This window comes from Trebonia sp., from assembly GCF_030042015.1.
Taxonomy (GTDB): Bacteria; Actinomycetota; Actinomycetes; order Streptosporangiales; family Streptosporangiaceae; genus Trebonia.
This window is the reverse complement of sequence record NZ_JASIAL010000237.1, coordinates 1-19,779: the sequence shown is the minus strand read 5'-3', so window position 1 is coordinate 19,779 and position 19,779 is coordinate 1. Positions and strand designations below refer to the sequence as shown.

Annotated in this window: 24 protein-coding genes; 14 read left to right on the top strand and 10 right to left on the bottom strand. The window is 71.1% G+C overall.

Annotated elements, in window-relative coordinates; translation table 11 throughout:
• Positions 1 to 110: 110 nt before the first annotated feature.
• Complete coding sequence (locus Q1N79_RS12425) at positions 111 to 290, bottom strand: DUF397 domain-containing protein (protein ID WP_300608549.1); 180 nt, start codon at positions 288 to 290, stop codon at positions 111 to 113.
• On the bottom strand, positions 287 to 1,117 hold the full coding sequence (locus tag Q1N79_RS12420; protein WP_300608547.1) for a helix-turn-helix transcriptional regulator: 831 nt from the start codon (positions 1,115 to 1,117) through the stop codon (positions 287 to 289). The genes Q1N79_RS12425 and Q1N79_RS12420 overlap by 4 nt, the downstream gene beginning before the upstream one ends.
• Before the next feature lie 231 nt (positions 1,118 to 1,348).
• Here Q1N79_RS12420 and Q1N79_RS12415 point away from each other — a divergent pair, with 231 nt between their 5' ends.
• From Q1N79_RS12415 to Q1N79_RS12395, 5 genes are all read left to right on the top strand, one after another.
• Positions 1,349 to 1,561: a hypothetical protein gene (locus tag Q1N79_RS12415; protein WP_300608545.1), complete on the top strand. Its 213-nt coding sequence runs from the start codon at positions 1,349 to 1,351 to the stop codon at positions 1,559 to 1,561.
• Entirely contained in the window at positions 1,558 to 1,824 is a 267-nt protein-coding gene (locus tag Q1N79_RS12410) for a hypothetical protein (RefSeq protein WP_300608543.1), read from the top strand. The genes Q1N79_RS12415 and Q1N79_RS12410 overlap by 4 nt, the downstream gene beginning before the upstream one ends.
• Entirely contained in the window at positions 1,821 to 2,018 is a 198-nt protein-coding gene (locus Q1N79_RS12405) for a hypothetical protein (protein ID WP_300608541.1), read from the top strand. Before Q1N79_RS12410 ends, Q1N79_RS12405 begins: the two co-directional genes overlap by 4 nt.
• 363 nt (positions 2,019 to 2,381) lie before the next feature.
• Positions 2,382 to 2,654, top strand: coding sequence for a hypothetical protein (locus tag Q1N79_RS12400; RefSeq protein ID WP_300608539.1), 273 nt, complete (start codon positions 2,382 to 2,384; stop codon positions 2,652 to 2,654).
• A 196-nt stretch (positions 2,655 to 2,850) separates the two neighbouring features.
• Positions 2,851 to 3,630 carry a hypothetical protein gene (locus tag Q1N79_RS12395; protein ID WP_300608537.1) on the top strand — a complete coding sequence of 260 codons (780 nt, stop codon included), beginning with the start codon at positions 2,851 to 2,853 and terminating at the stop codon, positions 3,628 to 3,630.
• A 10-nt stretch (positions 3,631 to 3,640) separates the two neighbouring features.
• On the opposite strand, the gene map is transcribed toward Q1N79_RS12395, so the two are convergent.
• A complete protein-coding gene (gene map, locus Q1N79_RS12390) occupies positions 3,641 to 4,408 on the bottom strand; it encodes a type I methionyl aminopeptidase (RefSeq protein ID WP_300608535.1) in 768 nt (255 codons plus the stop codon).
• A 140-nt stretch (positions 4,409 to 4,548) separates the two neighbouring features.
• On the opposite strand from map, the gene Q1N79_RS12385 reads away from it, so the two are divergent.
• Positions 4,549 to 5,079, top strand: coding sequence for a MarR family winged helix-turn-helix transcriptional regulator (locus Q1N79_RS12385; protein ID WP_300608533.1), 531 nt, complete (start codon positions 4,549 to 4,551; stop codon positions 5,077 to 5,079).
• Positions 5,076 to 7,028 (top strand): chloride channel protein, encoded by a 1,953-nt coding sequence (locus Q1N79_RS12380; RefSeq protein WP_300608531.1) that lies wholly within the window; start codon positions 5,076 to 5,078, stop codon positions 7,026 to 7,028. Before Q1N79_RS12385 ends, Q1N79_RS12380 begins: the two co-directional genes overlap by 4 nt.
• Positions 7,029 to 7,037: 9 nt before the next feature.
• Here the strand turns inward: Q1N79_RS12380 and Q1N79_RS12375 are convergent, their stop codons facing one another.
• Genes Q1N79_RS12375 through Q1N79_RS12360 form a run of 4 tightly spaced genes read right to left on the bottom strand, consistent with a single transcriptional unit; the run spans position 7,038 to position 9,894 of the window.
• Complete coding sequence (locus Q1N79_RS12375; RefSeq protein ID WP_300608529.1) at positions 7,038 to 7,937, bottom strand: enolase C-terminal domain-like protein; 900 nt, start codon at positions 7,935 to 7,937, stop codon at positions 7,038 to 7,040.
• The gene (locus Q1N79_RS12370; RefSeq protein WP_300608526.1) at positions 7,934 to 8,185 is read right to left on the bottom strand and encodes a hypothetical protein; all 252 of its coding nucleotides are present in this window, start codon (positions 8,183 to 8,185) and stop codon (positions 7,934 to 7,936) included. The genes Q1N79_RS12375 and Q1N79_RS12370 overlap by 4 nt, the downstream gene beginning before the upstream one ends.
• Complete coding sequence (locus tag Q1N79_RS12365; RefSeq protein ID WP_300608523.1) at positions 8,186 to 8,968, bottom strand: ABC transporter permease; 783 nt, start codon at positions 8,966 to 8,968, stop codon at positions 8,186 to 8,188. It abuts the gene before it with no gap.
• On the bottom strand, positions 8,965 to 9,894 hold the full coding sequence (locus Q1N79_RS12360) for an ABC transporter ATP-binding protein (RefSeq protein WP_300608521.1): 930 nt from the start codon (positions 9,892 to 9,894) through the stop codon (positions 8,965 to 8,967). Before Q1N79_RS12360 ends, Q1N79_RS12365 begins: the two co-directional genes overlap by 4 nt.
• A 127-nt stretch (positions 9,895 to 10,021) precedes the next feature.
• Here Q1N79_RS12360 and Q1N79_RS12355 point away from each other — a divergent pair, with 127 nt between their 5' ends.
• A complete protein-coding gene (locus tag Q1N79_RS12355; protein ID WP_300608519.1) occupies positions 10,022 to 11,455 on the top strand; it encodes an alpha/beta hydrolase in 1,434 nt (477 codons plus the stop codon).
• Positions 11,456 to 11,499: 44 nt separating this feature from the next.
• Here the strand turns inward: Q1N79_RS12355 and Q1N79_RS12350 are convergent, their stop codons facing one another.
• Both Q1N79_RS12350 and Q1N79_RS12345 read right to left on the bottom strand, forming a co-directional pair.
• Positions 11,500 to 12,294 (bottom strand): ABC transporter permease, encoded by a 795-nt coding sequence (locus Q1N79_RS12350; protein ID WP_300608516.1) that lies wholly within the window; start codon positions 12,292 to 12,294, stop codon positions 11,500 to 11,502.
• 3 nt (positions 12,295 to 12,297) lie between these two features.
• Positions 12,298 to 13,233: an ABC transporter ATP-binding protein gene (locus Q1N79_RS12345; RefSeq protein ID WP_300608513.1), complete on the bottom strand. Its 936-nt coding sequence runs from the start codon at positions 13,231 to 13,233 to the stop codon at positions 12,298 to 12,300.
• Positions 13,234 to 13,369: 136 nt separating this feature from the next.
• On the opposite strand from Q1N79_RS12345, the gene Q1N79_RS12340 reads away from it, so the two are divergent.
• Positions 13,370 to 14,281, top strand: coding sequence for an SPFH domain-containing protein (locus tag Q1N79_RS12340; RefSeq protein WP_300608511.1), 912 nt, complete (start codon positions 13,370 to 13,372; stop codon positions 14,279 to 14,281).
• A gap of 14 nt (positions 14,282 to 14,295) precedes the next feature.
• The gene (locus Q1N79_RS12335; protein WP_300608508.1) at positions 14,296 to 14,505 is read left to right on the top strand and encodes a hypothetical protein; all 210 of its coding nucleotides are present in this window, start codon (positions 14,296 to 14,298) and stop codon (positions 14,503 to 14,505) included.
• Here Q1N79_RS12335 and Q1N79_RS12330 read toward each other — a convergent pair.
• A complete protein-coding gene (locus Q1N79_RS12330) occupies positions 14,423 to 15,133 on the bottom strand; it encodes a hypothetical protein (protein ID WP_300608506.1) in 711 nt (236 codons plus the stop codon). The two genes, Q1N79_RS12335 and Q1N79_RS12330, sit on opposite strands and share 83 nt — an antisense overlap.
• A 435-nt stretch (positions 15,134 to 15,568) precedes the next feature.
• Here Q1N79_RS12330 and Q1N79_RS12325 point away from each other — a divergent pair, with 435 nt between their 5' ends.
• From Q1N79_RS12325 to Q1N79_RS12310, 4 genes are read left to right on the top strand one after another with little or no spacing between them, the layout of a single operon-like run.
• The gene (locus tag Q1N79_RS12325; protein WP_300608503.1) at positions 15,569 to 16,681 is read left to right on the top strand and encodes a site-specific integrase; all 1,113 of its coding nucleotides are present in this window, start codon (positions 15,569 to 15,571) and stop codon (positions 16,679 to 16,681) included.
• Positions 16,678 to 17,007 (top strand): hypothetical protein, encoded by a 330-nt coding sequence (locus Q1N79_RS12320; protein WP_300608500.1) that lies wholly within the window; start codon positions 16,678 to 16,680, stop codon positions 17,005 to 17,007. The genes Q1N79_RS12325 and Q1N79_RS12320 overlap by 4 nt, the downstream gene beginning before the upstream one ends.
• Complete coding sequence (locus tag Q1N79_RS12315) at positions 17,007 to 19,259, top strand: tyrosine-type recombinase/integrase (protein ID WP_300608497.1); 2,253 nt, start codon at positions 17,007 to 17,009, stop codon at positions 19,257 to 19,259. Before Q1N79_RS12320 ends, Q1N79_RS12315 begins: the two co-directional genes overlap by 1 nt.
• Entirely contained in the window at positions 19,234 to 19,773 is a 540-nt protein-coding gene (locus Q1N79_RS12310; RefSeq protein WP_300608495.1) for a DUF6262 family protein, read from the top strand. Before Q1N79_RS12315 ends, Q1N79_RS12310 begins: the two co-directional genes overlap by 26 nt.
• Positions 19,774 to 19,779: the final 6 nt, after the last annotated feature.

Here is a 19,779-nt window from a genome sequence, read left to right as displayed (position 1 = left end):
GGGGCCGCGCCCCCGAGACCCCCGAGACCCCCAACCCGACGAAGAACCACGAGCCCGAGCATCTACGCCCCGCCGCCCTTACGGGCGGCGGGGCGTACGGCTTGTGGGTTTCAGGCCTCGGCGGAGTCCCTCACCATGGCAGCGAACCGTCGCCATGCCTGCGCGCTGAACGCCAGCATGGCCCCCGCCCGGTCCTTGGTGTCGCGCACCAAGAAGCAGTCGGCGTTCTGGCCGACCTCGACGCAGTTGCCGCCGTTGCCGCCGCTGTACGTGGACTTGCGCCACGTCACGGGAGAGTCTGTTCCTTCCATCGCTGTGCCGCTTCCTCAATCAGATTCAGGGAAGCGCTGCCGGTTAGCGCCTCCATCCGGAGCGCATCGAACATTAGTGACATAGCATCGGCCACGCCCGGGTCTTCGACAGTCTGCCCGTCCAGTGCGTTCTCCAGGTACAGGATAGCCGGGGGCTCACTCATCTCAGCCAGCACGAACGCTCCCAGAAGGCCCGGATGAGGACGGTCGGCCGGGATCACCTGAATATTGATCCTTGGCCGCCGCGCCAGTTCGGCCAGATGTTCCATCTGGGCGAACATCACTGCGGGGCCGCCGATGTCTCGGAAAAGGACCTGCTGGTCAAGCACCGCCCATACGCGCGGCGGCGGCGGAGGATCTTCCCGGGTAAGGATCGCCTGCCGCGCCATCCGGCCCTCCACCCGGTCCCTGACCTCCAGTTCGGTGGTGTCGGGGTACCCCTCCATCATCACCCGCGCGTAGTCCCTGGTCTGGAACAGGCCAGGGACTATGGTGTGCTCGAACGTCCGTAGCGTGCGGGCATCGGCCTCGAACGGGTGGAAGGGGCGGAAGCCGGACGAGAACGGGACGCCCCGCAGGCGTCCCTCCAGCCTCTGGAAGGTCCCTGGCGTCTCGAACGCCTCATCCAGCAGCAGCGCCTGATCCCGGGTCGGGGCGCGCAGCCCCGACTCGATGTTGCCGATGGTCGAGCCGCTGAAATTGATCCGTGCGCCCAGCTCATCACGGGTCCACCCGCGATGCTTGCGCATCGCGCGCAGCTCGTCGGCGAACAGCGCGCGGTCCGGGTCACTCTTGGAAGCCGTCATGACACGTCACCTCACATGCCAGAAGGGGTTGTCACATGTAGCGGGCTGCCGGACACGCGCGCCGTTGGTCTACTGCGCAGAGTAAGCCGCGCATCGCACGCTTGTCATGCGCGCCCCGGGATGCCGGACACGGCCCGGGGCGCGCCCCGGGATGCCGGACACGGCCCGGGGCGCGCCCGGGACCGGCGTTGCCGGCCCCGGGCAGGTAGCCGCCGGAACGGGAGCACGCCCGTGACCCTTGAAGAACGCGACCAGTACGCCATGCTCCAGGCCGACTGGGCACCCGCCTACGACATTTCCCATCACCCGGAAGCACCTGCACCCTCCCGGGCCGTGCCCTTTGCCGACCCGGAGGCAGTCCTTCGCGCCTCAGGGACCCCGCAAGAGTTGCGCGTGCTGGTCCGCGACCATCACGCGTCCCGCACCCGCACGGTTGCGTCGTGATCGTCTGGCTGTGGGACGCGTGCGGCCCCGCCCGCACCGGGCGCGGCATCACCGACGACCGTGCGCGCGCCGTGCGGATCGCCGAAACGTACCTGCGCACAGGGCAGGCCACCGTGGCGACGGTAGAAGGTGCGCGGCTCCTGTCCGGTATCCGGACGCTGACGACCGGATACCAGCGGACTGGGGAAGGCTGGCGCGCCCGCTGCGGCGGCAGCGGGATCTGCTGGGAGCAGTTCGCCCCCGCCCGAGCGGAGGCGTCGTGAAGCGCCGGGATGCGCAGCGGATCGAGACGCGGCTGAAGGCACGGTACCCCGGCAGCGAGGTCACCGTTGACCGCGAACCCGGCGGGCTGCGCGTCCAGGTGCGCCGCCCTGGCTCCACCATCGTCGCGGTTACCGGTGACGAGCCGAGCGCGATCCTCGCCGCCCTGACTCAATCCCCGGAACCGGAGAACTGACCGCGCAGAAGCCCGCGCCCGGACCGGGCAGGGGCCTGTCCCTGCCCGGTCTGTCAGCCCCCGGCGCCTGTGCCCGTAATAGGACGGTATCGTTCCCCGGCATGCCCGGCAGAGCCGGCGTGGCCATCATCAGCCTTGGCGGGCACAGCCCTGAGTCAGCGCGGGAGCGGTGATGGCCGCAGTCACTGGGTTAGCACAAGCCGGTGCTGCGCGCCGCCGCGCCGACGTGGGCAGGCTGCTGGTCATAGAGGTACTGCTGGAAGAACCCGAAGAGATCAGCGACGGCGCTTGGTCATAGACTCAGCACGTTCGGTCACGAGCCAACCGGGGGCATCAAGCCCCCGCACCTGGGAGGGGGACCAGATGACTGCCACACTCGCCGTTCGGCACCATGTCCGGGATTACGCCGCCTGGCGGAAGATGTACGACGACGCCGAGTCGAGGCGGGCTCAGTACGGCTGCACCACGCAGCGCGTGATGCGGCTGCCCGATGACCAGAACGAACTGTTGATCATCCACGACTTCCCCACCGTCGAGCAGGCGGAAGACTTCGCCCGTGACCCGTCGCTGCGTGACGCGATGGACCACGCGGGGGTCGAGGGCGCGCCGCGGATGGAGATCTTCACAGACATCTGAGGCCGGTCGGGCCGCCACCGTTCGTTCGGGATAATCGATTTGACCGGCGCGGCGGGAGTGCGGGCTGATGCGGGTGCCGACCTGACGCGGATCATCCCCATTGGCCTAATTATCGGGCTATCGCGGAATCGGCGGGAAGGCTGTCGCGCCCAGACGGGTGCTCGCGCGGTCACCGTCCGTGTGCTTGTATTCGGTTATGAGTCCCCTCTCGGGTGTGCTGAACGAGGCGTGGGCCATGTACAAGCGCCACGCCGCGCATTTCATCGTGATCTCCTTCGCGATCTTCCTCGTGATCTCCCTGATCAGCGCGCTGCTGAGCTGGGCGGGAGGCACCATCGGCAGCTGGGTCGCGCTGATCTTCACGTTCTTCGGGATATTCCTGATGCAGGCGGCGCTGACGAAGGCCGTGCAGGACGTCCGCGACGGGCGCGCCGACCTCAGCCTCGGCCAGACGGTGTCGGCCGCCGTCCCGTTCGTTGGCGCGGTCGCGCTCGCCTCGATCCTCGCCAGCATCGGCATCGCGATCGGATTCGTGCTCATCATCGTGCCAGGGCTGATCCTGCTGACATTCTGGTCGCTGATCGTGCCGTGGATCGTGATCGGCGGGTCCACGGCGCTGGACTCGTTCGGCCGGAGCTGGCGGACCGTCCGCGGGTACGCCTGGCACGTGTTCGGCACCTACGTCCTGGTGTTCCTGATCGAGATCGTGTTCAACATCATCTTGTCGGTGATCCTGCTTGCCTTGCCGTACGCGGCACGCAGCTTCATCGCCAGCCTGGTGTCGGGCACCCTGGTCGCCCCGTTTATCGCCGCTGTCATCACGCTGGTGTACTACCGGCTCGCGGCCGCGCACGGCGAGGCGGCGGAGCCGGGGGCGCCGGCGGGCGGGTACGGCCAGCCGCCGGGCGGGTACGGGGAGCAGCCCGGGGGATATCCACCGCCGGGCGGGTACCCGCCGCCGGGCGGCACCCCGTAGGGGAACGGCGTCAGCCAGCGGTGAGGATCACCGGGCCGTCGCGGGTGACGGCGACGGTGTGTTCGGCGTGGGCGGCGCGGCTGCCGTCCGCCGTGCGGATCGTCCAGCCGTCGTCGTCGAGGAAGATCTGGTCGCTGCCGCCGGCCATGAACCAGGGCTCGATCGCGATCACCAGCCCGGGCACGAGCCGCATCCCGCGTCCCGCCTTGCCCCGGTTGGGGATGTGCGGGTCCTCGTGCATGGACCGGCCGACGCCGTGGCCGCCGAGGTCGGTGGAAATGCCGTACCCGCCGGCCCGGCCCACCGCGCCGACCGCCGCCGAGATGTCGCCGATCCGCCCGCCGGGCACGGCCGCCGCGATCCCGGCGCGGAGCGCCTCCTGCGTCACGGCGATCAGCCGCGCGTCCCCGTCGTGGGGCGGCCCGACCGTGAAGGAGACGGCCGCGTCGGCCACCCAGCCGTCGAGGGTCGCCCCGGCGTCGACGCTGAGCAGGTCTCCCGGCGCGAGCCGGTAGCCGTCGGGGATGCCGTGCAGCGCCGCGTCGTTGACCGACGTGCAGATGACCGCGGGGTAAGGGACCGGCGCGAACTTCGGCTTGTAGTGCAGGAACGGCGAGGTCGCCCCGGCCGCGGCGAGAACCTCGCGGGCGGCCGCGTCCAGTTCGGCGAGCCGCACGCCTGGCACGGCCCGCTCGCGCGCCACCGCGAGGACGCCCGCGACCACCCGGCCGGCGGCGCGGATCGCGTCGACCTGCCCCGGAGTCTTGATCTCGACCACGCGCCTCCCCTCGCCGACCGGCATCCACTATAGGCCTGCGCCCGCGCGCAAACCCACCCAGACCGCGTGTCCCTTGCCCCTGGGATCTATACTTGCATACTGCAATCATTTACTAGCGCACGTAATGCCGGTGATCACTGATGGATGAAGTTCAGGCAGCCGGACCCGCAGCGGCGGGGGTTGTCGAAGCCGGGGTCGTCGACGCGGTGCTCACCGCGAGCCGGTCCCTGATCGCGGTCGCGACGGTGTCGCTGGGCGCGGCGGCCGAGGAGACATCGATCGCCCAGTACCGGGCGCTCGTCGTGCTGGCGTCCCGCGGACCGCAGCGCCTGGTGGACCTGGCCGGGGCGCTCGGGGTGGCGCCGTCCACGGCGGGCCGGATGTGCGAGCGCCTGGTGCGCAAGGGCGTGATCCGGCGGCACCGGGCGCGGAAGGACCGGCGCGCGGTGCTTGTGTCGATCACCCCGGCAGGCCGCCAGGTGGTGGACCAGGCCACCCGCAGGCGCCGGGCGCTGATCACGCAGATCATGGCCAGGCTCTCCCCCGCGCAGCAGCGCGGCGTCACCGCGGCGCTGGCCGCGTTCGCCGCCGCAGCCGGGGAGGTGCCAGACAGCCAGTGGCCTCCCGTGCCCGTCGACGAGCCGTATCACGAGCCAGGAGAGTCGTCGTGACCGGGCTGAGCGGCAGGGGCGCCGCGTGGCTGCGGGCGGGCAGGGGCGGCCTGTTCGTGCTGGCGCTGGTGGTGGGCGTGGGCTCCGGGCTCGGGGCGGTCGTGTTCAGGTACCTGATCTACTTCGTCACCTGGCTGGCGACCGGGCACGCCCAGTTCGGCCAGGATGGCCGCGTCCCCAGCGGCCACCTGCCGTGGCTGGGCCTGGCGTTCTACGTGGTGATCCCGGCCGTCGGCGGGCTGGTCTACGGCCCGGTGATCTACAGGTGGGCGCGGGAGGCGCGCGGGCACGGCGTACCCGAGGTGATGGCCGCGGTCGCGGACAACGGCGGCCGGATCAGGCCCCAGGTCAGCGTGGTGAAGGCGCTGGCCTCGGCGCTGTGCATCGGCTCAGGCGGCTCAGTGGGCAGGGAGGGCCCGATCGTGCAGATCGGCTCCGCGCTCGCGTCCAGCATCGGCCAGTGGGTCAAGGTGCCGGAGAACCGGCTGCGGATCATGGTGGCCTGCGGCGCGGCCGGGGGCATCTCGGCGACGTTCAACGCGCCGATAACGGGCGTGTTCTTCGGTGTCGAGATCATCCTGCGCGAGTTCTCCATCGACGCCCTGTTCACCGTCATGCTCTCGTCGATGATCGCCAACCTCACCGTCGAGCCCATTTTCGGCAGCAAGCCGTTCCTGTCCGGCTTCCCCAGCGGCATCGCGCTGCACCACCCGGCCACGTACCTGCTCGTCGCGGTGCTCGCGGTGCTCGCCGGGCTGATCGGCCTGGCGTTCAAGACCGTGCTTTACAAGATCGAGGACCTGTGCGACCTGGTGTGGAGGGGCCGCCCCGAATGGGCCAGGCCCGCCGTCGGCGGGATCGTGCTCGGCCTGCTGCTGCTCGCCATCCCTGAGCTTTACGGTGTCGGCTATCCGGTGATGGACAAGGCCACTGCGGGCGAGTACGCACTGTGGTTCCTGATCGTCCTCGCGTTCGGCAAGATCGTCGCGACCAGCCTGACGATAGGGATCGGCGGCTCGGGCGGGATCTTCGCGCCGTCGCTGTTCATCGGCGTCACCTCGGGGATGGCCTACGGCGAGATCGTGAACCACATCGTCGGCCCCGCGGCCGGCCAGCCGGCCTTGTACGCCGTGGTCGCGATGGGCGCCGTGTTCACCTCCGCCACGCGCGCCCCCCTGACGTCGCTGGCCAGCGTCGTGGAGATGACCGGCGACTTCTCGCTGACGCTGCCGGTGATGCTGGCGGTCGCCATCGCCTCGGCCCTGTCCCGTGCGCTCAGCTACGGCACGATCTACACCACCAAGCTGCTGCGCCGCGGGACCGACATCGACCGCACCGCCCCCTGGCGAGTGCTGGCGGACCTGAAGATCACCGACGTCATGCGCCCGTTCCGGCCGGCCCTGGCCGTCCCGCGGGGCGGCGCCGGCCACGCCGGCGCGGGCGGGGGCACCGATGCGCCCGACCTCGCGGCGATCGCCGGTCCTGTGACGTTCGCGCAGGACCCGCAGGTGCTGTACGACTCGGAGTCGCTCCCCCAGGTGCTCGGCCAGCTTGAGCGCTACGGGCGCGACGGGCTGCCCGTGCTGTCCGCCGACGGCCGCCGCGTGGAGGGCTGGGTGACCGGCACCGACGTGCTGAGCGCCATGGCGGGCAGGATCGGCGCGGCGCAGGCCAGGACCGGGGTGCCCGCGGCCCCGCCGTCCGCGGGCGCCCCCGCCCCGCTGCCCGGGTACCGGGCCGTGGAGGTCACGGTTGGCGCCGGGTCCCAGGCGGCCGGGCGCAAACTCGGCGACGTCGCCTGGCCCGCAGGCAGCGCCCCCGTGTCGGTGCTGCGCGGCAGGGAGTTCAGCCCGCCGGACCCGGTGCTGACGCTCGCGCCAGGGGACCGCGTCGTCCTGCTCGTCCCTGGCGTCCCCGAGGCCGGGGCCGTCCCCCCGGCCGGCCGGTGACGGGCGCAGTCAGGAGACCACGGCCGTCACGGAGGAGTTGATGAGGTCCCAGTCGATTCCAGCGCCGAGGCCCGGGCCCGCAGGGGCGTGCACGTTTCCCTCGGGATCGACGCGGAACGGCTCGGTCAGGCCGTAGCTGAAGTGGGCCAGGCTGTGGTCCCCTGACCGGTTGAACGCCAGCACCTCGAGCCAGTCGCAGTTGTCGATGGCCATCATCACGTGCCGCGCGGCGACGTTGTTCAGGGAATTGTAGGAGTCGTGCACCTCGCAGTTCATGCCGAACGCCTCGGCCAGGTGCGCGATCTTCAGCAAGCCGGTGATGCCGCCCTTGATGACGACGTCGCCGCGCAGGAAATCCGTGGCGCCCGCGGTGATCCACGGCGGCAGCGCCGTCAGGCCGCCGGGGGTGATCTCGGTTGCCAGCAGCGGGATCGACAGCTTGCGGGCGAGGCGCTGGTAGCCGTGGATGTCGTGGTCGGGCAGCGGGTCCTCGTACCAGAAGTAGCCGAGGTCCTGGATGGCCTGGCCCACCGTCAGGGCCTGCGGGTAGTCATAGCTCCAGACGGAATCGAGCATCAGCGTCATGCCGTCGCCGACCGCCGACCGCACGGCTGCGCAGGCCGCGACGTCGAACGCGACCGGCGGAGCGGACCCGGGCGGCAGCCAGGGGCCGCGCGGCGCGTGCACCTTGTACCCGCGCCAGCCCTGCTCGCGCCAGTAGACGGCCTCGTCGGCGTACTCCGCCGCCGTCGCGTGGTGGGCCGAGGAGAAGTACGCGGGGATCCGGTCCCGGCAGGTGCCGAGCAGCCGGTGCACGGGCAGCCCGGCGGCCTTGCCCGCGATGTCCCACAGGGCCACGTCGACGGTGCCGACGGCGTGCGGGCTGAGGTAGTGGACAAGGCCGGTCATCCGCCGCCAGTGCGCCCGATGTCGAGCGGGTCGGCGCCGGTCAGCCAGGGCTTGACGACCGTGACGATCTGCTCGGCGATCGCCGCCGGCCCCGGGCCGGGCCCGGACAGGAAGGCGTTTCCCTCGATGCCCTCGTCGGTGGTGACGCGCAGCACGCCAAGCGGCTGCCGCCCGCCCCTGGGCCCGAAGGACGCGACCCCGGCCGTGGACCGCTCGTGCAGGACGACCGTGACGTCGGTGACGCGCATCTACGCGTCCCTGCGGAGCAGGAGCCAGCCGCAGACCGCCAGCAGGACGGCGGTCCACAGGCAGAACACCCCGAACCCCTGCCAGGGGGAGAGCACGTCGGCCGGCTGCTGGCTGGTCTGCCCGATCAGCACGCCCGCGACCGTGGGCATGTAGCCGTGCACGTGGTTGGCGATCGTGCCAGGGATCAGCGTGATCAGCGGCGGCACCACGATGACGAGCGCGATCACGGTGGCCACGGCGCCCGCGGTGTGCCTGATCAGGCCGCCTATCGCCAGCGCGAACAGGCCGAGCACGGTGAGGTACAAGATCCCGCCGATGCAGGCGCGGGTGACGCCGGGCTGGGACAGCGTGATCGAGATGTGGCTGCTCAGGATCGAGGTGCTGATGAAGAACACCGCGAACACGGTGATCGCGCTGACCACCAGGTCAAGCAGGGTGAACACGATCGCCTTGGCGGCCAGCATGGGGATCCGGCGCGGCACGGCCAGCAGCGAGGCGCGGATCGCGCCCGTGGAGTACTCGCTGGTGATCACGATCACGCCGAGCACGCAGATGGCCAGCTGGCCCAGGCCGAACCCGGGGCCGAACAGCACCGCGGTCGGGTCCGTGTGCAGCGTGACCTGGTTGGGGTGCGGGCCGGACTTGTCCCAGTTGTTGCTCACGACGACCGCGACGAGGGTGCTGAACCCGATCGCGACGACCACGAACACGACCAGCGACCAGACGGTGGAGCGGACCGAGCGGATCTTCGTCCACTCCGCGCTCAGCAGGCCGGCCGTCACGACGCCCCCGTGTCGCCGAATTCGACGCTGCCGGCGGTCAGTTCCATGAACGCCTCCTCCAGCGAGGGCAGCTGCGGGGTGAGTTCGTGCAGCACCAGCGAGGCGGACGCGGCGAGCTCGCCGATCCGCGGGGCGGCCAGGCCGGTCACGATCAGCGCGCCGTCCCCGCCCTGCCGGGCCGTGCCGCCCTCGTCGGCGATCAGCTCCCGCAGCCGGCCGGCGTCGGGCGTGCGGACCAGCACCGAGCGCTCCGAGCTGCGCTGGATGAACTCCTGGGTGGAGCAGTCGGCGATCAGCGCGCCGCGGCCGATCACGATCAGGTGGTCTGCCGTCACCGCCATCTCGCTCATCAGGTGGCTGGACACGAACACCGTGCGGCCCTCGCTCGCCAGCTGCCGGATGAGGTTGCGGGCCCACCGGATGCCCTCGGGGTCAAGACCGTTGCCCGGCTCGTCGAGCAGCAGCACCCGGGGATCGCCGAGCATGGCCGCCGCGATGCCGAGCCGCTGGTTCATGCCGAGGGAGAACGCGCCGGCCCGCTTGCGGGCCACGTCACGCAGGCCGACCAGGTCGAGCACCTCGTCCACTCGCCTGGCCGGTATGCCCTGGGTCTGGGCGAGGAAGAGCAGGTGGTTGCGGGCGCTGCGGCCGGGGTGCACGCTGCGCGCCTCGAGCAGCGCTCCCACGGTGCTCAGCGGCTTGGTCAGCTGCTCGTAGGCGAGCCCGCCGATCGTGGCGGTGCCGCCGTCCGGCCTGTCCAGGCTGGTGATCAGGCGCATCGTGGTGGACTTGCCGGCGCCGTTCGGGCCGAGGAAGCCGGTCACCCGGCCCGGCTCGACGGTGAACGACAGGTGATCGACGGCGACCTTGTCGCCAAATCGCTTCGTCAGCTCGCGGGCCTCCACGAGCCCCGGTGGTTCGGCCACGCGCCAAGCATGCCCGCTCTCACGTACTGACGCAAACTCGCTCGGGCCTGCGCCGCGGTTGCGGCTCTTGACTTTGTACTGCAAAGCCAGCTAGCTTTGCAGTACAAAGTAAGAAGGGGGAACGTCAATGAAGACCCGGCGTGTCACTTCGCTGGCCGCGCTGCTCGCGCTCGCGATCGCGGCATTCCTGACGTCAGGCTGCGCCGGCGGCAGCCCGGCCAGCACGCTCGCGGGGCGGCTGCTGTCGGTCGCGGACCTGCCCGCCGGCTGGTCGGCGGCGCCGACTAACTCAAGCACTGTCCAGACGAGCGCGCCGTGCCTGTCGAGCCTGACCGCGAACCCGCAGGGGCCGGCGTTCGCGAGCGCCGCCTTCGTGCAGGGCACGTCGATCCCGGTACTCGGGGAGGCGCTGAGCGCCGGCCCGCGCGCCCAGCAGCGATGGCAGCGCCTCAACAAGGCGCTGGCGCGCTGCCGGTCAGCCACGATCACCGTCGCGGGCACGAAGGCCGCGGTCGCCATCGCGCCGCTGCCCTTCCCGCGGGTCGGCAGCGCCTCCGCCGCCTACGCGTGGACCTTCACGGTCGAGGGGATCCGGTTCGGCACCGATCTCATCCTCTTCCAGGCAGGCACCTACGCGGGCTACCTTGTCTACTCCGACCTGGGATCGCCCACGACCGCGACCGTCGAGGCGTTCGCCGGCGCGGCGGTCGCCAAGGCGGTGCACGGGTCGACGGCTCCGGTTCCCGGCTCGGTCTCGATCGCGTCCGCGCCGGTGCTGACCGCCCACACGGCGATGGGCGCCGTCGGCTACCGCGTCATCGGCAGCGGGCCGCCCCTGGTCCTGATCGTCGGCTATAGCACGACCATGGAGGGGTGGGACCGGCTCTTCGTCGACGCGCTGGCCCAGCGCTACCGCGTCGTGATCTTCGACAACGCCGGAATCGGCGCGACGGCGGCCCTGCCGGCGCCGCTGACCATCGACGCGATGGCCGATCAGACCAGCGCGCTCATCACCGCGCTCGGCCTTGGCCGTCCCGACATCCTTGGCTGGTCGATGGGCAGCATGATCGCCCAGGCCCTCGCGGCCCTGCACCCAGGCCAGGTGCGCCGCCTGGTCCTGTGCGCCACCTACCCGGGCAACGGGACGGCGGTGCTCCCCTCCCAGCAGGCGATGAACGCGCTCAACAGCGGCGATGAGCAGCAGGTGCTGACCGACCTGTTCCCCGCTGGCCAGGCGGGCGCGCAGGACGCCTACCTCGCGTCCATCTCCAGCTACCCGCCCGCCCCCTCGGCCCCGGCGGGCATCGTCGCGGACCAGGGCCAGGCGGTGCGGGGGTGGTGGGCAGGAAACGATGCCGCCGGGAAGCGGACCGCCACGATCGCCGCGCCGACGCTCATCGCCGACGGCACCGCGGACCGGCTGGACCCGCTCGCCAACAGCCGCACCCTGGCCAGTCTCATCCCCGGGGCCAAGCTCGTGCTCTACCCCGGCGCGGGCCACGCGTTCCTGTTCCAGGACCAGGCCGCGTTCGTTCCGCTGATCGAGTCGTTCCTCGGCTGAGCGCCCGGCGCGCTGCCCGCGCTGAGCCCGGCTCGTGCCCGGCATCACTCCCACCGGAACGTCCGCCGGGCCAGCAGGGCGGCCGCGGCCGCCCAGGCGGCCAGGATGGCGATGTAGAGCAGCGGCGGGAAGTTCCCGCCGAGGATACCCGCCATCGCGGCCGAGGCCGCGCCGAGCGGGGTCGCCTCGCTGATGTGCTGCAGGGCCGGGCTCATCTCCGGGAGCGGCAGCCACAGGCCGGAGAAGAACATCATCGGGTAGAACAGCAGCCCGCCGAGGCCCTGCGCCATCCTGGGGGTCCTGGCCACGCTGGCGATGCACATCCCGATGCCGAGCAGCGCCGCCGTCGCGAGCAGCATGACCACGGCGTACCCCAGGAACTGCCCTGGCAGCGGCACGTGGTAGGTCAGCCCGGCGATGACGTCGATCACCACCGCCATCGCGATCACCATGCTCGCGTTGACGATGAGCTGGGCGGCCAGCAGCCGGGTGGCACCGGCCGGGGTGACCCCCAGCCGCCGCAGGATGCCGCGTTCGCGGTAGTTGGTCAGCGTGCCTGACGCGGCGGCCAGGCAGATGAGCGCCATGCCGAGGAAGATGACGACCGGCACGTACAGGTACAGCAGCGGACGGCCGCCGAGCGAGGCGTCCGGCTTGCTGACCGCCGGGATGCTGCCGAAGACGATCAGCAGGATCAGCGGGATCCCCAGGCCCCAGACGGGCCCGATCCGCTCCCGGATGAACAGCTTCGCCTCGGTGCGCACGAGCCGCATCAGCGGCGACGGCCGCCGGGCGCGACGCGCCCCGGTGGTGCCGGTGACCGTGGTGATCGCTGACATCGCTCAGCCCTCCTTGCCCTGGTCACTGTCGTTGGCGGCGTCGCGCCGGCCGGTGAGCTCGAGGAACGCGTCCTCCAGGCTGGCCTGCTCGACCCGCAACTGCCTCGGCGCGACGTTGCGGTGTGCCAGCTCGGCGCTGACCGCGGCAAGCACGTTGCCGTTGCCGGTCACGGTGAGGGTGTCGCCGCGCCTGGTGACGCTGGTGACATCGGGCAGCGCGCGAAGCAGCGACTCGGCGAACGTGCCGGGAACCACGAGCCGCATGGTCATCCCCGCCTGGATGCTCTCCGCCAGGCCCGCGGGCGTGTCCAGGGCGACGATCCGCCCCCGGTCGACCAAAGCGACCCGGTCGCACAGGTGCTCCGCCTCTTCCATGAAGTGCGTGACGAGCACGACCGTCACGCCGCTGTCCCTGACCGCGGAGATCAGGTCCCAGGTGTCCCGGCGGGCATGCGGGTCGAGCCCGGTGGTCAGCTCGTCGAGCACCGCGACCCGCGGGTTGCCGACCAGCGCCAGCGCGATCGACAGCCGCTGCTTCTGGCCGCCTGAGAGGTTCTTGAACATCGTGCCCAGCTTGGTGACCAGCCCCAGCGTCGTGGCCAGCGCCCGCCAGTCGGCCGGGTTCTCGTAGAACGAGCTGTACAGGTCGAGTGCCTCCCCGACGAAGAGCTTGTCCGGCAGCGCGGACTCCTGCAGCTGCACGCCGAGGAGCTGGGTCAGCTCCCGGTGGTCGGCGTGCGGGTCGAGCCCGAGCACCCGGACGGACCCCTTGTCGTGCGTGCGCAGGCCCTCGATGCACTCGACCGTCGTGGTCTTCCCGGCCCCGTTCGGGCCGAGGATGCCGAAGATCTCTCCCGCCTCGACGCGGAAGGAGATGTCGTCCACCGCCTTGGCGGACCCGTAGCTCTTGGTGAGGTGCTCGACCTCGATGACTGCCATGCCCGTGCCTCCCTGGCGCTTGCCCCGGTTCCCCTACGTGTCTTTAATGTGATATCACAATGCTATGACTATGATTTAGTATTGTCCAGAGGAGATCGCGGAACGCCTGAACCGGACGGGAGAGCAGCAGATGGTCATGGCCATGCAGGAGCCGCAGGCAAGCCAAAGCAAGGACACGGAACTGCGGGAGAGGATCGCCCCCTGGCCCGACGGCTGGCTGATCTTCGCCTTCGGCCTCGCCTTGATGATCTGGGGCATCGTGCTGCTGACCCAGGGCATCGCCGGCAAGGACGCCGGCACGATCTGGGGCGCGGTCGCGGTCATCGCGATCTCGCTCCCGATCCTGCACGGCCTCACCCAGGTGCGCCCTGGCCAGGCCCGGGTGATCCTGCTGCAGGGCCGTTATATCGGCACGATCCGCACCACCGGGCTGCGCTGGGTCGTCCCGCTCTGCAGCAAACGCGTCATCTCCACCCGGATCCGCAGTGACGAGACCCCGATCGCCAAGGTGAACGACGCGGACGGCAACCCGATCGAGATCGCCGCGGTCGTCGTCTGGGAGGTGGCGGACACCGCCAAGGCCGCGTTCGGCGTCGATAACCTGGAGAAGTTCGTGGCGGTCCAGTCCGAGACCGCGGTCAGGCACGTCGCGACCAGCTATTCCTACGATTCCCGCCAGGAGGGCGCGCGCTCGCTGCGCGAGAGTCAGCAGGAGATCGCCGCCGAGCTCACCGCCGAGATCGCGGAGCGGGTCGCCCCGGCTGGGGTGCACGTGCGGGAGTCCCGGATCAGCCGCTTGTCCTACGCGCCGGAGATCGCCCAGGCGATGCTGCGCAGGCAGCAGGCAGAAGCCGTCGTGGCCGCCAGGAAGCGCATCGTCGAGGGGGCCCTCGGCATGGTGGAGGATGCCCTGACCCGGCTATCTTCCGACGGCCTTGTCGACCTCGACGAGGAGCGCAGGGCCGCCATGGTCAGCAACCTGCTGGTCGTGCTGTGCAGTGAACACGCCGCACAACCCGTGGTGAACGCGGGCACGCTCTACCAGTAAGAGTCGTCCACGGCATGGCAACCGAACGCAAGACGATCCTGCTGCGGCTCGATCCCGCCGTCCACGACGCTCTCGCCCGCTGGGCGTCCGACGACCTGCGCAGCACGAATGCCCAGATCGAGTTCCTGCTCCGCAAGGCCCTCACCGAGGCGGGCAGGATGCCACGCCGCGCCGCGCCGCAGCGCGGCCCCGGCCGCCCGCCAAAGGCCGAGACCCCGTCCTAGGACATCCAGGCGCTAGGCAACCTGTACCAGGACGGGGCCGCCGCCCGGGTGTACCCGGGTGAGCCATGCCGCGTTGAGGTGGACCGGGCGGCCGGGCATCAGCCGGCGGGCGCCACAGCAGCGGCTGCTCGACGCGGACGGGGACCGGCGCGGGGCCGGCCGGCTGCCCGGCAAGGAACCGCGCGGCATGCCGGGCGGCGTGACGGCCGGAGAGCGCGGCCACGCCCGCGGTCTCCGCCGCGTGCACGAGGTTTCCCGCGGCGAACACGCCCGCCGCCGACGTCGCGAGCGCGGCGTCGACGGCGGGCCCCGCGGTGCCTGGGTCTATCGCCAGGCCTGCCGTCCGCGCGAGCACGTGCTCGGGGATCCAGTCGGCGGTGAACACCACGAGGTCGCAGGGGACGAACCGGACAGCGCCGCTGCGCAGGTCGGCAACGTCCACCCCGGCGAGCTGGCCGCAGCGGCCCGTGATCCGGTGCACGGCGGTCAGCGTCCACACCGGGGTCCGCCAGCGCAGCGCGGCGGCGAGCCGGAACGCGCCGTAGCTCTGCTGCCGCTCGTGCTCGGTGACCAGCGCGGCGTACGTGGTGAAGATGCCGGTGGTGATCGAGATGAAAGAAAACGCCATCGCGGACGACTCGAAGTGGCGCAGCGACCGGACGAACTGCTGGCGGTACCCGAAGGTGTGCAGTTCCCACGGTCGTCGGCATCCTGGTCTTCGTCCCGGCCACGCTCCCCGTCGCCCCGCTCTCCGTCGTGCAGAAGACGCAGGCCAGCTCGTCCCTCAAGGACGACATCGGCTGGCCCCAGCTCACCGCCGACGTTGCGGCCCAGGACCAGGCGCTGACCAGGGCTGGACCGCCGCCCACGTCCGTCTACACCATGTGGTACGCCGAGGCCGGGGCGCTCGACACGTTCGGCGGGCATGACCACCTGCCGTCGGTTATCTCTAGCCATCCTCCGGCTGTCTTTGACGTGCACGACGCGACTGCTATCCACCGTGTCGCTCGTGGTGGACGTGGTTATCTTGCCCCGTCCATTACGCAGATGACAGGAGGATTCGGTGCGCGTGCAGCGTGTGGTGATGCCGTGGGATGCCGTGTCATGGACGGTTCTGGAAGATGACGGGAGCCCGGTCGGGGCGGTGGACCGGTTCCTGGGGTTCCTGAGCTCGTCGGAGAAGTCGCCGAACACGGTGAAGTCGTATGCCCATGACCTGAAGGACTGGTTCTGCTATCTGTCCGGTCGTGGCCTGGCCTGGGATGAGGTGACGCTGGAGGATGTCGCCTCGTTCGTCGCGTGGCTGCGGCTGCCGCCGCAGGGCCGGGACGGGACGGTCGCCGTGGTCACGGAGCAGGCTCACCACTGCGGCGCGTCGACTGTGAACCGCAAGCTGGCCGCGGTGGCGTCGTTCTACCGGTTCCACGCCCGCCACGGGGCGAAGGCGGCCGGGGCGCTGCGCGCCATCCAGGCCCCGGGCCGCGGCTATGCGGGCACGGCGTTCCGCCCGTTCCTGCACCACGTGACCGGGCGCAGCCCGCAGCCCCGGCTGGCGGTGAAGGTGAAGGCTCCCCGGCCTCTGCCGCGGGTGCTGACCGTGACGGAAGCCCAGGCGGTCCTGGACGCCTGCGATCACCTGAGGGACCGGCTGCTGCTGGCAATGCTGCTCGATACCGGCATCCGGATCGGCGAGGCCCTGGGCATGCGGCACGAGGACATCGACATTGGCGGCTGCCTGGTGCACGTGGTCCCCAGAGACAACGCGAACGGCATGCGGGCCAAGGGCGGACGGGGCCGTGAGATCCCGGCGAGCGCACCGCTGATGCGGCTGTATGCCGATTACCTGAACCGCGAGTACGGGGCTGTTGACTCGGACTACGTGTTCGTCAACCTGTGGGCTGCTCCTGTCGGCCGCCCGATGACCTACCCGGCGGCGTATGACCTGGTGGCGCGGCTGCGTGCCGCGACCGGGATCGCGTTCTCTCCGCACTGGTGCCGGCACACGTACGCGACATGGCTGCTGCGCAAGGGCGCCGGGATGGAGACCGTGAAGGAGGTTATGGGCCACGCGTCGGTCGCGACGACGATCGACGCGTACGGGCACCTGACGGTTGAGGACGCCCGCCGCGTGCTGGAGAAAGCGGGCTGGTTCACCGGGCAGGAGGTGCGGCTGTGACCCCGGTCATCGCCCAGGCCGACCGCGCATCCTGGCAGCGGCAGGCGGCCGCCGAGCTGGCCCGGATCCTGGAGGGGCACCCGGAACTGCCCTGCATCGCCTGGACCGCCGGCTCGGCGAGCTCGGTGCTCATCGGCCGGGTCAGCGGGCTCGGGCCCGCCCTGCAGGTCCGGCAGGCCTTCGCGGCCTGGCGGCAGGCGCTGGGACTGGGCGAGTGCCGCGAGCAGCCCGGCGGCGGCGGGACATCCCGGCTGCATGCAGCCGACCGCAGCGGCGGGGTCACCGTCCGCCTGACCGCGACCGTCTTCGAGCAGGAGGAAGCCTGATGGCCGCGCCCGCGCAGCTGCCCGCATCCGGGCGGGCGGGGCTGCTGGAAAGGCTCCTTGCCGCCGTCCGCATCGAGTTCCGTGCGGGCATCCTGGTCCCTGGCCCGGACGACCCGGTCCTGGGCCGGCCGGCCTGCCCGGCTGTCGGCTGCGACCGGCCCCGGGCGGAGAACGGCCTTTGCACTGCGCACGGGACACGGTGGAGGAACCACGGCCGCCCGGACATGACGGCGTTCCTCGCCGACCCGGGCCCGCCGCTGAACGGGCGCCGCCCGCTGACGGCCTGCTCGGTGCCCGGCTGCCGTTACGGCAGCAGCGGCCGTGGCTTGTGCATGCGGCATCGCTCGGCCTGGGAGCATGCGGGACGCCCTGACCCGGCCGATTGGGCGGCGGGAGCCGAGCCGCCCGCGCAGCCGCAGGCGGAGTGCCTGCTGCCGTTCTGCACACTCTGGACCGAGAACGAGGCCCACCGGTTCTGCAAGGCCCACGACACCAGGTGGCGGCAGCTGGGCTCCCCCGATCCCGGCGAGTTCACCGAGCACTGCATGCTGCGCGGCCGGGCCCGGATCGACTTCCGCGGCCTCCCTGCCCAGCTCAGGCTTGAGATGCAGTACGCGGTCCAGTGCCGGGCGGACCGGGCGACCATCACCCTCCCGCACCAGGTCGCCCGGTGGGCGGTCCGCAGGGCCAGCGACGCCGGCGTGGAGTCGCTGCTCGACCTGTCCGAGGACGAGTGGCGGCGGCATGCGGGCCGTGGCAAGAGCCCGGCCTACCCGGCGTTCCTGCTGTTCGCCCGCGATGCGGTCGAGGAGCTGGCCGAGGGCACCGGCTGGGAAGCCGAGTACCCCCATGACGTCTGGCGGCTGCACCGGATCCCGGGACTGGTCCTGAACCCGGGAAAGCGCGCGAGCTCGCGGATCCGGCTGCGCTTCGACCGCCTTGCCCAGCCCTGGCTCCGGGACCTGTCCAAACGGTGGACCCGGCTGCGGCTGAGCTCGGGCCTCAGCGTCGGCACCGTGCAGTCCGACGTCGCCGCCCTCACCCGGTTCAGCGAGTTCCTCACGATCGCCCGCACGGCAGCCCTGGGCGGCGTCGACCGGCCGCTGCTGGAACGCTATCTTGCCTGGCTTGCCAGCCAGGCGATCGGGCACGGCGCCCGCACGGACGCCATCACGTCCGTCAGCGCGTTCCTGCAGGCGATCCGGCAGCACGGCTGGGACGCCACGCTTCCGGTCACGGCCGCGTTCTTCCCCGGCGACATCCCGGCCCGGCCGCCGCAGCTGACCCGGCACCTGGCCGAGCACATCATGACCCAGGTCGAATCGCCGGCGAACCTCGACCGCTGGACCAGCCCGGAAGGACGCCTGATCACGCTCATCCTCATCCGCTGCGGCCTGCGCGCCACGGACGCCTGCACCTTGGCGTTCGACTGCCTGCTCCATGACGGGCAGGACGCCCCCTACCTGCGCTACTTCAACCACAAGATGCGCCGCGAGGCCGCAGTCCCCGTCGACGAGGAACTCGAAGCCGCGATCCGCAGCCAGCAACAGCGCGTCGCGGACCGCTGGCCCGGCCGGCACCCGCACCTGTTCCCGGCGCTAAAGGCGAACGCAGGCGGGCAGCACCCGGTCACCTACTACAGTTACCGAGGCCTGCTCAACAAGTGGCTGGACACCTGCGACGTCCGCGACGAGCACGGCGGCCCGGTGCACCTGACGCCCCACCAGTGGCGGCACACCTTCGCCTGCCGGCTCATCAACCGCGACGTCCCGCAGGAAGTCGTCCGGGTCCTGCTCGACCATTCCTCAACCCAGATGACCGCTCATTACGCAAAGCTCACCGACCAGACCGTCCGGCGCCGCTGGGAGCAGGCCACCAGGGTGAACATCAGCGGCGAGCGGGTAACCATCGACCCGGACGGGCCACTCGGCCAGGCACAGTGGGCGAAGACCAGGTACGGCATCGCGACCCAGACACTGCCCAACGGCTACTGCGGCCTGCCGGTCCAGCGGCAGTGCCCGCATGCCAACTCGTGCCTCACCTGCCCGGTCTTCATCACCGGCCCCGAGTTCCTGCCCGAGCTGCGCGAGCAGCAGCAGCGCACCCTCACCCTGATCACCACCGCCAGGGACAACGGCCACGTCCGCGTCACCGAGATGAACGAGCAGGTCGCCGCGAACCTCGACCGCATGATCACAGAGCTCGAGGCCGTCACCCCGGACGAGCATGAGGACGCCGCCGGTGCGAGCTGACAACTCCGCCCACATCGTCGCGGCCGCCCGCCGCCGCTCAGACGACGCCCGGCGCAGGGCCGTGACCGCACTGCGCAGCATGGACGCCGACGGCAAGCCCGTCACCTTCAGCACCGTCGCTTCCGCTGCCGGCGTCTCCCGTTCCTGGCTCTATGCCCAAGACGACCTGCGAGAGCAGATCGGGCGGCTCCGCACCCGGCAGCAGCAGGCCCCGTCATCACCACCGGTCCCGGACCGGCAGCGCGCGACGCCCGCCTCGCTGCTGCGCCGCCTGGAGGCAGCCACCTCCCGCATCCGCCTCCTGGAATCAGAGAACCGACAGCTCCGCGACACACTCGAGCGCGCACTCGGAGAACAGAGGGCAGCGGCGATCCGCTCACCAGCCACGACACGCCCGGAAAGCAGGGGGCAGAAAGATCCCGACCGGCCTTCGGGGGAACCGCGGGAATGTCGTGAACAACACTGTCCACGACACAAACCCGCAGGTCAGAAAGCCTCAAGATCGTCGGGCTAAAGATAA